The organism is Neobacillus sp., from assembly GCF_031988165.1.
Lineage (GTDB): Bacteria > Bacillota > Bacilli > Bacillales > Cytobacillaceae > Neobacillus > Neobacillus rhizosphaerae.
Genome location: NZ_DALZYO010000069.1, coordinates 1 through 13,917, shown reverse-complemented (window position 1 = coordinate 13,917; position 13,917 = coordinate 1). Strand labels below are relative to the sequence as shown.

General features: G+C 41.7%; 5 protein-coding genes. 3 read left to right on the top strand and 2 right to left on the bottom strand.

The window, feature by feature from the left end:
• Window positions 1-143 precede the first annotated feature (143 nt).
• Both RTR43_RS24670 and RTR43_RS24665 read left to right on the top strand, forming a co-directional pair.
• Window positions 144-617, top strand: coding sequence for a MarR family winged helix-turn-helix transcriptional regulator (locus RTR43_RS24670; protein ID WP_312476500.1), 474 nt, complete (start codon window positions 144-146; stop codon window positions 615-617).
• A gap of 97 nt (window positions 618-714) precedes the next feature.
• Entirely contained in the window at window positions 715-1,092 is a 378-nt protein-coding gene (locus RTR43_RS24665; RefSeq protein ID WP_312476497.1) for a VOC family protein, read from the top strand.
• Window positions 1,093-1,326: 234 nt separating this feature from the next.
• On the opposite strand, the gene RTR43_RS24660 is transcribed toward RTR43_RS24665, so the two are convergent.
• Window positions 1,327-2,661, bottom strand: coding sequence for a cytochrome c3 family protein (locus RTR43_RS24660; protein ID WP_312476494.1), 1,335 nt, complete (start codon window positions 2,659-2,661; stop codon window positions 1,327-1,329).
• A 995-nt stretch (window positions 2,662-3,656) separates the two neighbouring features.
• Window positions 3,657-4,238, bottom strand: a complete 582-nt coding sequence (locus tag RTR43_RS24655) for a TMEM175 family protein (RefSeq protein ID WP_312476490.1) — start codon at window positions 4,236-4,238, stop codon at window positions 3,657-3,659.
• An 882-nt stretch (window positions 4,239-5,120) separates the two neighbouring features.
• On the opposite strand from RTR43_RS24655, the gene RTR43_RS24650 reads away from it, so the two are divergent.
• Window positions 5,121-13,205 carry a glycoside hydrolase family 94 protein gene (locus tag RTR43_RS24650; RefSeq protein WP_312476486.1) on the top strand — a complete coding sequence of 2,695 codons (8,085 nt, stop codon included), beginning with the start codon at window positions 5,121-5,123 and terminating at the stop codon, window positions 13,203-13,205.
• The last annotated feature ends 712 nt before the right edge of the window (window positions 13,206-13,917 follow it).

Below are 13,917 nucleotides of genomic sequence, written 5' to 3'. Positions count from 1 at the left end.
TCTCGTTTCCTCCTGTTACTCACTCTTACGTTGTTATCTATTTACTCACTAAAAAATAGTCAACTTGATTGACTACAAAGTGCATAGTACAATGGAATTCAAATAAAGTCAACTTAGTTGACTTTATTTAAGGAGGTTTATGTATGAATCACCAAGTATTTAATGAATTGGATCTTACATCACTTTTGTCATTATCTTTTCGTGCATTGATTGATGAACTACATGACAGATTGAGGGAATTAGGGTTTGGAGATATTAGACCTGCACATGGCTTTATGTTTAAATGTATCACACCTAACGGAGCAACAGGTATAGAACTAGCTGAGTATTTAGGAATTACCAAGCAGGCTGTAAGTAAAATGGTAGATTATCTTGAGAAAAGTGGTTATGTTGTGCGCCAAACTCATCCTACTGATAAAAGGGGAAAAATTATTGTTTTGACCGAACGAGGTTGGTTAGTAGTAAAAGCAAAAGAGAAGATACTAACTGAGATTGAAGGAGGCTGGAGTAAAAACATAGGTACTGAACGAATGCAAATGCTCAAAGAAGATTTATCAAAATTAGTTTTCGAAGAAAATGCAGGTAAATTATCATCGAGGTTAAGACCTGTCTGGTAAAAAATGAACTTATTAAGGGGACTTTTAAGCGTACCTGCAACTTCATTTTAAAATGTATTAAATAAGATGAAATGATATTTGAAGGGAGAAATGTTTTTTGGAAACTAATATGATTCAAAAAGTAGGACAAATTGGGGTACCAGTTAAAGAGTTAGATAAAGCAATCCATTTTTATAAAGATAAACTGGGTCTTTCCCTTTTATTTAATTCAGATAGTATGGCGTTCTTTGAATGTAACGGTCTTCGTCTGCTCCTAAGCCTCCCTGAAAAAGAGGAATATGCTCATTCTAGTTCAGTCATTTATTTTCAGGTTGAAAATATTAAAGAAACTTATGAGAATTTAATAGGTAAGGAGGTTACTTTTATCGATGAACCACATATCGTAGCGAAAATGGGACAAATGGAAACTTGGATGACGTTCTTTAAAGACACGGAAGGTAATACTCATGCTTTAATGAGTGAAGTTCAAGTTTAATGAAAAGTATAGAGAGACCGTCTAATATGAACGGTCTCCCTCGTTTTTTATAAGCCTATTTTATATATTGAATATCTTATGCACTTTCTAGTTGAAACATTGATGCAGCATGCCATTCATAAAGAAACAAGGTAGAGAATAAAGTCTCTACCTTGTTTCTTTTGTTTATGTAGAAGTTGAATATACTCCGCATTTTTTCAAAAGTTATCCTCAATAAAATCTGGAATGTTTGCACTAAAATGGTTCATCTGTGAACTTACCTTTATGGCAGAATTCACAATAAACATCTGATGGTGCATTGTTGTTTTTACCGTTTACTTCTGGCTTTTTATTATCGTGACAAACAAAACACTTTTCTCTTTCTTTACTTGTTCCTGAATTATATCGGTGAGTATCGGTTAACCATGTGTAGCGGTCTTTGTGATTAGCTGGACTATACGCATGACAGGTGCTACAGAAATGATTACTGCGAGATTCTTTTATTAAAGTGTGTAAGTCTTTTTTATAGGTAACCTCTTTTTGGTTTTTAGTTAACAACAATTTTATATCCTGTTTTTCCAGGTTTTTCATCCATAATGAGTTTTGATGACAGTTTAGACACCGATTAAGGTCATTTCGAGCAGTCTCCCCGTGTAGTTGGCTCCAGCCATGATTTTCATGATTTTTTGGTTTCTTGATTGTTTGATGGCAAGTGAAACATTCCATTGAAATTTTTACATCGGTTTGCTCTTTACCAATCGCTTCAAGAATGACCTTTTGCGTATTTTCAGGTATTTCCCTTTCAAATACGCCTGCTTTCATTTCAGGTGTCTCTTTAAAGACCTCTTCTACCTTTTCTTTCTGTTCCTTACCAAGGTCTATTTTCGGCAAACTATAGGTGATATCCTTCCACGGCTTTTTGCCTTGGTTAACTTGATTGTGACAATCAATACAGGTTCCCATGTTTGGCTTTACGTATTTTTCATCCATCAGCTTTTTGGAGTTTTTCTTTGTCCAAGCAAAGTATGTAGTAGAATCATTAATTCCCCTCTCGACCACCTTAGCATGGACAATTCCGCTATGACAGGTGATACAAGGAATTCCCTTTTTAATATGGCCTTTATGATTGACTTTTAAATCTCCTGTTGCGGTGACTAAGCGATTTCTCGAGTGACACTGTTCGCAGTTCTCGTTTGATACCGCCACCTTCGGTACAATCGGGTCAGGTGGTCCAACGATGTGGTTATACACTTCTTTTAGTATTTCTACTTTATTTTCAACCAAATTGCTTGTTCCAGGTTTATTATGGCATTGAATACATTGGATTTGATTATGAGCACTTTCCTGAAAGGTAACATGTTCAGGTGCCATTTCATGACAAGAAGAACAAAAGGACGTTGTTGAGGTAAAGCTAATCGCTCCATATAAAAAACAAATCACGGCAATAAATGTCATTAAAGAAAGGACAAGTAGCCTCCAACGTTTAATCCGATTTTTTGCTTTTTTCTCTTCTCTACTAGTGGTATCTGAATCTCCTACATCTGGATTTTGTCCAGGCTCGACAGCTTGTTTCTTTTTCCAATAAGCCATGGTAATCCCCCCTCTTACAGATAGTATCTTACCAGAATCGTCCTTACCATATAGACGTTTTCAAAAAAATGTCACATTTTAAATATTTTTCTATTTCCAATAAGAAGGTGGTGTTAACCCTTGTTTTTCCTAAAATTTAGGTCCAAAGTTTAATCGTAAAGTAGGGAATGATTCCTTATTTATTTCTCATAATTTCAAAGGACACAATCCCCAACTCCTTTGTTTCAAAACAGTTTTATCGGTTGATAGGATCTTCTACTGTACAACCCAAAACGTCTAACCATATTAAAATGCTTAGGGCATTATTAAAATACAAAATACCCTACAATTAAATACCTAAAAGAAGTGGAGTATCTGATATAGAGAAAGAGCTAACTTTTTAAATGAAGGTTAGCTCTTTCTTAATTATTTTATATATTTCAATATTGTTTACACTATAAATCACCAAAAAACCTCATTTAGATATGATACGGTTCACCGTAACATATCTAAATGAGATTTAGTTATTTTATTACAACAAAATTACAAGGGGATGTCCAAAAAGATAATTTTCCACTCTAGTTTTTGCCAAGCCAATCATATTACAATTACGTTAAAAAGCCCCTACGGTAGTTTCTAGACGTTAGATCGTCCTTATTTCAACAGTAGTAGGGGCTTTCTCGGTAACTTTTAGAATTAAACGTGGAAACATTAGTCCAGGTATAATGTAGTTCAAACTAGTTTCCAAATCCCGTAGGTTTTAACGGTTTGGCGCAGTCTATCCTTTTCCCCTTACTTTAAAAGGTCATATACCATCCTATTAATTCCTTCTTCGCGCTTTCCGTAATCCATGTTGCAGGAGGCACTTCCTCGTACTATTCAACTTAAGTTCCTACTATTAGTAGGAGTTAATAAGGCGCGGTGGGAATTATCAAGCTTATGCCAAAGTTGTTCAGGACTATGGCTCCGCATAAAAGACTATTCTTTTCCCGCCATAACGCGAAAATCGAGGAACCTTACTTATGGTTTCTAAGGATATGCTCGATTCGCTTTTCCGGCACGACCCAGATCGCGGCAACGAGTATGTAAAAGAAACCGGATAACCAAGGACTTACATATGCGGTCAATATGGCGAGCAAGTAGAGGAAAGGAGATATTTTCACCTTCAAGTCATTGCCCATCGATGTAACAAAAGCGGAATCGCTGGAATGTTGGCTAATGATCGCAAGCTGGAGCAGCCAGTAAGAGGTCGCAGAGAGCAGAAGAATGATGCCGTACAACGCAATTGGCGCAGGTGCAAAATGGCTTTCCCCCATCCAAGCGGTCGTGAACGGAACAAAGGATAACCAGAAGAGTAATATTAAGTTGAGCCACATCAGCCGTCCATTCATTGTTCGAATCATGTGTAGCAGATGATGATGGTTGTTCCAGTAGATGCCGACATACACGAAACTGAAGATGTAACTGAGAATCTTCGGACCAAGTGCAATTAATGAATGCCAGTCGTGGCCTTCCGGTACTTTGAATTCTAGCACCATGATCGTAATGATAATCGCCAGAACTCCATCGCTAAACGCTTCCATTCGATTCGGTTTCATTTGCAGATCTCCTATTTATCGCCTCTCGTTTTTTTAACTATTTTTTCTTTAGTTATATCTGAATCTATTTCGTAATGTCAAGAACAATTTTCATCAATTCACGAGACTACAATTTCAATGTGATTGGTATCCAAAGCAACAGAAGGAATAGACTCTGAACTCAATACAACTACCGATTACCACTTATTTTACAGGTGCGAAAGCTGAAATATAAGTAATGTATTAAAAGGACTTTTTTATTATAAAAATCACAAATAAAAAGTGGAAATAATCTTCCCGTTTCACGGACAGCCTTGAATAAAAACCTCATTTATTTATGATACGGTTCACCAAAGTTAATTCTAAACTGTTAAAAGTTCGATTAAAGAAAATTATTTCAAAGATTTTATTAAATCCCATCATATTATGAAAAATCACAAGTGTTTATAAAATTTGGCTTTTTTCGCCAAATACTGTTGCTTTTCTTACTAAATCTGCCTAATTCCTTTGATTCGGATGAAAATATTTATTCGCTTCATGATTTTAAAAGCAAATTCCACCAATTTTTCTTTAAAAGATCCTTCGATATTTAGATTATCAGCGACATTTAGGATATATCAGCGAGTTTGTTGTTTTTATCAGCGAGTTTTATGATATATCAGCGACTTTGTTACTTATATCAGCGAATCGACGGGTAATTGTCAGATCATCCATACATTTCAATAAAAGCAACAACCTAAAGAAGAGCCTAAAATTCCACCACGATATAATGCGAGTTTAATGATAGAAATGAAAGGCAGGTTCACTCCAGAATCTGTCTTTTTTATTGTTTTTTTAAAAAACAATAGGTATGAAAACGAGCCTCCTAGGGGATATTTTCTTAAGGGTACTTAAGAGGGGGACATGATGATTTTAAACAATGACCAACTAAGAGCAAGGGCACATGAGTTCGCCCTAACAAATGAATTGAATACAACCAACAAGCTGACTGCACGATATTGGCCTGCATTTCGATCGGATGTGTCTAGCCTGCATGAATTCGCGGAGCAATTAGGCAACACCATCGTAGGGTGTAAACAACCGGCGGAAGATTGGCTGATTGATCACATAAACTTTATCGAGACACAAGCTAAAGTGGTTCTTCGCGAACTTCCCCGAGCTACACTTAGACAATTGCCCAAATTACGATTTACCGGTATGCCGCGAATATACGCCTTGTGCAACGATTATCTTGAGCATGTGGATGGACGCTATGATACAAACTCGTTCGAATGTTATCTTTCCTCGTATCAGGAAGTTTCTGTCCTTAAGGATGTGGAATGTTGGGCGTTACCTAGTGCAATAAGAGTGATCCTCATTCAACGGTTGGCGGTATTGATGCGTGAGATTCGCCATCGACATGAGGTATGCCATTCGATTACTTCCTTGTTAGATCAGATAGAGGGAAAGAATTTGTCTGACACTAAAATACGTACTTTATTGGAACAAGAAACGCATAAAAAAGCATTGGGACCCATCGAGATCGTCCATTTCGTCAAACATTTAACTGAATGGGAGCCCAATATTCAGATTGTTCACGACTGGCTTCGAGCTCATGTAGAGAATAATGAATCGAGTCTGGAGCAAATGGTTTCGCTGGAACATCAACTTCAAGCAGAACTACAAGTGACCTGTGGCAACTTAGTCCAAAGCCTGCACATTTTAGAGCGTCTCCCATGGCGGTTGACGTTCACAAGAATTTCTTATGTGGAAAAAATCCTCCAAACTGATCGTGAGTATAAACGGCTAGATTTGGCAAGCAGTGACTTACTTAGGGGGCGTGTTACCACTATTGCAAAGCAACTGAAGGTTCCAGAAACGTTAGTTGCCCAAACTGCGATACGCCTAGCTAAGCCGCAACATGGAGACTTAGATCAAGTAGAGGTATTATCTCGCAAGTCCTATCTTGCCTATTATTTGCTCGATCCTCACGGCATCAAGGACTTACGAACAGAACTCAGCAAGATAGCTCGTCCGCGCGTTCTGCCACAGCTTGCCATTCGACGCCAGCCGTCGCTTGTTTATTTATCTTGCCTTATTTTATTGTTTGTTGCGTTGTTACTGTTGGCTGGGGGATGGGTAACATCTGGATTGGCCGTTCGTCCTATTTCTTGGCTTGCTATTGTTGCAGCCCTTATGTTTCCCGTCAGTGAATGGGTTATCACCATTGTTCATGAAGTTATCTGTAAATGCTGCCGACCTACCCCGCTACTTCGTTTTGATTTTTCTGAAAGGCTACCCGAAGAGGCTCGAACAATGGTCGTTATGCCGATTATTTGGTCGAGTGTTGAAGAAGTGGATGATGTTGTCAAAAGGCTTTTAGTTCACTATCATGCAAATCGTCAACAGAACATCCATTTTGGGATACTGGCAGACTTTTTGGATGCATCGACCGAATCATTGTCATCCGATGAAAGAATAATCGCACATGCAATCGAACAAATTGATGCTTTAAATAAGAAGTACGGGACCGATAAATTTTTCTTATTTCACAGATCTCGTCTTTACAATACAGTTGACCAAATTTATATGGGCTGGGAACGCAAACGCGGCAAACTTGTTGAATTCGTCGAGCTTCTTTCTGGGAGTGAGCAAACTAGTTATTCCACGATATATGGGCAAACAGACGTGCTGAAGAACATTCGATATGTTTTTACAAGCGATCACGATACACAGCTTCCTATTGGCGTCGTTAGCCGCCTGGCTGGTACGATTCATTTTCCATATAACCGACCGCGGCTTAATAAGGCAGGGACACGCGTGGTGGAAGGGTTTGGTATCCTTCAGCCTAGAATTGGCGTGAGTTTTGAGTCAACACAAAATTCACGTTTTGCGGCCTTATGGGCTGGAGAACCGGGGATTGATCCTTATGCTTTTGCGGTCTCGAATGCCTATCAGGATTTATTTGGGCAGGGTATCTTTGTCGGTAAAGGCATCTTTGACGTGGATGTATTTCGAAAGATTCTGGTGAACCGAATACCAGATCAACATGTGCTTAGTCATGATTTACTTGAAGGGGGCCTCCTGCGCACTGGCTTGACTTCTGACATTGAAGTCGTGGAGTCACATCCAAGTACATTTTATTCTTACCAAAATCGTGCTCACCGCTGGATTCGTGGGGATTGGCAGCTGATCAAATGGTTGGGTGTGCAATGCCAAGATCGTTATGGTGAGAAAAGAAGGGTGGATTTGGATGGGCTGACCCGTTGGCAAATCATTGATAATTTACGACGCAGCCTGCTGGCACCTGCCCTGTTAATCGTTGCCATTCTAGGACTATCCACGCTTCCCGGCCGGAGCTGGGTGTGGGAAACCATTGTGGTATTAACGATTTTCCTTCCATTTCTACGTGCTGTCTTATCAGCGCTCCTTGGCCGGCACTTAAGCCGTACCCTTGGCGTGAGTTTTATCCAAAGTGGTATCCAGCTAATGATCCTTCCTTTTTCTGCTGTGCTTTCTTTAGACGCTATTCTACGAACGCTTTACCGCTTATTCGTTAGTCGACGCAATTTACTAGAGTGGATTACCTTTGCCCAGGCGGATCACCATTCCAAAAAAGGGCCAGTTCTGATGTTTGCACCACTAGGTTATCTGGTCATTACCTTGTTTGCTGTCCTTTCCTGGCTTTCTGACAGCTTTTTTGACCGTATGATAGGTGTTGTGGCACTTTGCATTGGGCTAATTGCCCGGCCGGTCATCCAGCAATTGAACCGGCCAAAAATAGTTGATAATCGATCATGGGTGAAGGAAACACGTTCAGAACTGAAAGAATTGGCCTTTAAAATCTGGTCCTTTTATGCACGATATGTGACGGAAGAAGAATCGTGGCTGCCGCCCGACAATGTCCAGTATCATCCCAAGGAGATTATCGCCCATCGTACATCACCGACCAATATTGGACTTTATTTAGCAAGTGTCGTTGCTGCTCGAGATCTGGATTTCATCGATACAGCAACAATGATTAAACGGATCAAATCAACAATGGTGACACTTGAACGGATGGAAAAATGGAATGGGCATTTATTGAACTGGTATGATACACGTTCATCGGATCCTCTTTTTCCTAAATACGTTTCCACGGTTGATTCCGGAAACTTTGTTGCCTACCTTATGGTTGTACGACAAGGCCTGCTTGAATGGGGACAGCGCGAGGAGGCTTATAAGTCCGATATTGACCACTTGACAGAAGATATCGACCAATTTATTGAACAAACTAATTTTCAGTCGCTGTATAACCCAGATGAGCGCCTATTCTGTCTTGGTTATCATGTTGATTCAAACCAAAAAGATACCACTCTATATGATTTGCTGGCTTCAGAAGCACGACAAGCGAGTTTTGTCGCTATCGCCTTGGGGCAAATTCCGATTTCTCATTGGTTTACCTTAGGCCGGACGATGACCATTTCAAGAAAATGCAAGACGTTGTTATCTTGGTCGGGCACGATGTTTGAGTATTTGATGCCCAGTCTGATTATGCGGACCTACCGGAACACAATCTGGGATTCTACTTATCAAGGTGTTGTTCATCGGCAGCAGGAGTATACGGATAAATATCAGGTCCCATTTGGGATTTCAGAAAGCGGCTATTATGGGTTCGATTATCAAATGAACTACCAATATCGGGCTTTTGGTGTTCCAGGACTGGGACTTGATCGTGGTTTGGAGCAGAATTTAGTCATTGCCCCGTATGCGACAATTATGGCATTACCTTATGCAGGTCCAGCTGGTCTCACCGCCTTGAAAAAGTTTGAAGACTACGATGCGAAAGGCGAATTTGGTTTTTATGAAGCGGTTGATTTTACAACTGTAAGACTACCAAAAGGCAAGCGATATCAAGTTGTTCAGAGTTACATGGCTCACCATCAAGGTATGAGCATGCTAACCCTTATCAATTTATTGGCGGATGAAATCATGGTCAAACGCTTTCATGAGGATGCACGTGTATGTTCAGCAGACTTGCTTTTACAAGAGCGCATCCCTAGTAAGGCGGCGTTAATTGAAGAGCCAATCGGGTTCCATTCGAATTTCACTGATTTTGATGCTCAGTTGGACAATATGGAGCGGACTTATACGAAACCGACCATTGTTCCAGAAGTAAACATAGTGTCAAATCATCGCCTGACCAGTATAAACACGAGTGATGGAACAGGGATGCTTACATGGAATGGACTTGCTGTCACAAGATGGCAAGAAGATCCAATAATGGATACGTCAGGCCCAATTATTTACATTCAGGATGTCCTTTCTGAAGATCTTTGGAGTATTACAAGATTTCCTTGTCAGGGAGATGAAGACACAAAAACGGTGTTCCGTCTCGATAAAACGACCTTTGAAGGGACCTATCGTGACATCTCAGCTAAACTTGAATTAACTATATCTCCAGATAGTGACGCAGAGGTTCGGCGTCTTCAATTAGTCAATAACAGCGACGAGGAGCGAATACTAGAAGTAACCTCATTTCTAGAAATAGCGCTTGCAAGCCCATCGGCAGACCGTGCACACCCAGCATTCAGCAAGTTATTTATCGAGACAAGCCACGATGAACAGTCAGAATGCTTATTGGCAAAGAGACGTGCGCGAGAAGATGATGAGTCCGAGACATGGTGTGTTCACACTGTCTATGTGGATGGTACCGAAGCAGGAGATTACGAATTTGAAACAGATCGAGCAAAATTTATAGGACGTGGTTATTCACTTAAAGCGCCAAAGGCGATGTATTCACGGCTACATGGATCAACTGGTTCAGTAGCGGATCCAGCGTTTGTGATGAGACGCCGCCTTCAATTGGCACCAAGGGAATCAGCCACCGTATATTTCGTGACGGGTATCGCAGAAAGTCGAGAAAAAGTGCTGGATACGATGAATCAATTACGTGAACCGCAGCAAGTAGCAAATATGTTTCATTTAGCCTGGGTACGTTCGCAAATCGACCTCAGGCACATGCATCTAACGGCAAAACAGGCAACTGAGGCACACCTATTGGCGGGGCGTCTCCTTTATACTCCACCTCTCTCGGATGTGCGTCGGGAGGCTATCGCCCAAAATGCATTAGGTCAGTCTGCCTTATGGTCACATGGAATTAGCGGAGACGTGCCAGTCGTAATGGTGACTGTCAACAACTTAGCCGATTTACCGTTCGTTATTCTTTTAGCACGCCAACATCAATATTTATGTACCCAAGGACTGGAAATCGATCTTGTGGTACTGGATGTGACAGTTGGTGGCTATCAGGACCAGCTGATGAATCGTTTACGTGATCAGTTAGCATCGCGGGGAATTGGAGAAATGAAGCGAATTGTAGGTTTAAAGGAGTCTCAGCTCCAAGAGAATGAACGCAATCTCCTCTATGCAGTGGCGCGTGTTTTACTTCGGGCTGGAGGTCCAAGTTTGCCTGCCCAATTGCGATTGGATGAAGGAGAGGTACGACCTTTACAAGAACAGCCTGTGTCAAAGCAAACCTTTCAGCGTAATAATGAACCAGTTCGTATTTCGGCAGAGCGAGAATTTTTCAATGGTTGGGGCGGTTTCGTTGAAAATGGTCGGGAATATCAACTACATGTTCAAGAAGGGAATTACCTGCCGAAGCCATGGAGTAATGTTCTAGCAAATCCACACTTCGGATGCTTACTCACGGATTTTGGCACTGGGTATAGTTGGTGGCGTAACTCTCGAGAGTGTAAACTGACACCTTGGACGAATGATCCTGTCCTTGACCAACCTGGCGAGTGCCTTTATTTAAGCGACCTCGATACGAATCAAATCTGGTCAGCCACGCCAAAACCAGCAGGTAATGGGCGTACTTACAAGGTTACTCATGGGAAGGGATTTAGCCGGTTTGAACTTCTAGACGGAGATATCGTGCATTCGATGGAAACGACTGTTCCACTGAATGATCCACTAAAACTAATCCAGCTTCGTCTTCACAATAAAAGCAAAGCATTAAAGCGAATTTCCATTACCTATTACGTTGAGTGGGTTATTGGGGTGTTGAGAGAAGCACAGGCTCCGTACATTGTTTCTGAGTGGGATCAGGATGATAAAGCCTTACTTTCCCGTAATACGTACCAAGAGACCTTTCGTGAGGCAATCAGCTTTTTACACTTTTCAATGCCTAATAGTAAGAAGAAAACATCGGAACAGGCGTTTTCTTGGACATGTGACCGGCAAGAATTTATTGGTCATGGTGGGACATTGGAATGCCCTTCAGCACTTTTAGCAGAAAAATTGTCGAAGCGGACAGGGACATTTTCGAATACTTGTGGAGCGATTCAGACTGTGGTTGAACTACCTCCAGAAGAAGAGGTAACCGTCACCATCCTGCTTGGCTGTGCGTCTTCAAAAGAAGAAGTACATTCGCTGATTAGAAAGTATAGTCAACCATCTGCCTATGAGGATGCGTTTTCGAGTGTGACGCGTTATTGGGAACGCCTACTTGGACAGGTTCAGATAAAGACACCAGATCGGGCAATGGATATCATGATGAACGGTTGGCTATTATATCAAACACTTTCTTGTCGATTGTGGGCCCGCACTGCCTTTTATCAAGCTGGAGGGGCATTTGGTTTCCGCGACCAGCTCCAGGATTCGCTAGCGTTCTTACATGCAGACCCTTCCATTACAAGAAAGCAGATACTCATTAATGCTGCCCATCAATATCAAGAGGGGGATGTCCAACATTGGTGGCACGAAGAAACGCATAAAGGAATAAGAACGAAATTTTCAGATGATTTATTGTGGCTTCCTTACACTGTATCTCGTTATATAGAACAGACGGGTGATAATGATGTCCTCAACGAGAAAATTCCCTTTCTTTCCAGCGAAGTCCTGCAAGAAGGTGAACTGGAGCGGTACGAAGATACTGTTGTATCTGACGAATGGGGTTCAGTTTTAGAGCATTGCCTGCGGGCCCTTCACCATGCTTTGAACTTTGGTGAACATGGAATCCCGTTGATGGGAATTGGCGACTGGAATGATGGCATGAGTCGAATCGGTGCTAAAGGGCGTGGCGAGAGCGTCTGGCTAGGGTGGTTCTTACTTGATATTCTTAAACGGTTTTCGAGATTTCACAATGGTATTATTCCGCCTGATTCCGTTGCACAGTTTGAAAAAGTATTGCATGAATTGGTGCAACACCTAAACCATCATGCATGGGACGGTGCTTGGTTTCGCCGTGCATTTACCGATACGGGGACATGGATTGGGTCGAGTAGTAACAAGGAGTGTCGAATTGATGCTATTGCTCAGTCATGGGCTACCATCTCGCAAGGAACTTCTGCCGATCGCCAGTTGCGGGCAATGGCTTCGTTTGACCGTGAACTAGTCGATCGCGATTTGAAGCTTGCCCGGTTATTGACAAAACCATTTGATGTGACTAAACCTAGTCCAGGTTACATTCAGGGCTATCCTCCGGGAATTCGCGAGAATGGCGGACAGTATACACATGGTGTCATTTGGGGAATTGTTGCTTGGGCCATGTTAGAGCGGAATGATAAAGCATTTGAGCTTTTTTCAATGCTCAATCCGATCACACACACCCAAACTTTTCGCGACGTGCAAATATATGAAAATGAACCATATGTGATGTCAGCGGATGTGTACACGGCAAATCCTCATCAAGGTAGAGGCGGATGGTCTTGGTATACGGGAGCCTCGGGCTGGATGTACCAGGCAGGATTGGAGTATGTATTGGGACTCAAGCTTCAAGAAGATCAGCTATATATTCAACCTTGTGTTCCTTCTGAATGGAAATCGTTCACAGTTGACTACCGTTATGGAAAGACAACTTATTCGTTTGAGGTCTTTTGCAAACAAGAACACGGAGTTCCAGTAAAATGGGTGGTTGACGGGAAGGAAATCGTGAATCAGTCTTACCTGCAGCTTGTTGATGACGGTCAAGACCACCAAGTTGTTGTTCATCTCGGTTTGCGCCCTTCTAGTACTGTTGGATAGTGGCAAAGGTGAAAGCCAAAGGATGATGGTGTTCTTTTTGCTTTATACCAAACAAAAAAAGAGGGGATTTTCGCCAATAGAGGTCATTAACGACCGAAACGGTGAAAAAAGATCGGAAACGGTAGCCAATCGGGGTTATTGGCTACCGAAACCGTGAAAAAATAAAGAGCGCGGTAGCCAATAGAGGTCATTGGCGACCAAAACGGTGAAAAAAGATCGGAAACGGTAGCCAATCGGGGGTATTGGCGACCGGAACCGTGAAAAAATAAAGAGCGCGGTAGCCAATAGAGGTTATTGGCGACCGGAACCGTGAAAAAAGAAAGAGCACGGTAGCCAATAGAGGTCATTGGCGACCGGAACCGTGAAAAAATAAAGAGCGCGGTAGCCAATAGAGGTTATTGGCGACCGGAACCGTGAAAAAAGAAAGAGCACGGTAGCCAATAGAGGTCATTGGCGACCGGAACCGTGAAAAAATAAAGAGCGCGGTAGCCAATAGAGGTTATTGGCGACCGGAACCGTGAAAAAAGAAAGAGCACGGTAGCCAATAGAGGTCATTGGCGACCGGAACCGTGAAAAAATAAAGAGCGCGGTAGCCAATAGAGGTTATTGGCGACCGGAACCGTGAAAAAAGAAAGAGCACGGTAGCCAATAGAGGTCATTGGCGACCGGAACCGTGAAAAAATAAAGAGCGCGGTAGCCAATAGAGGTTATT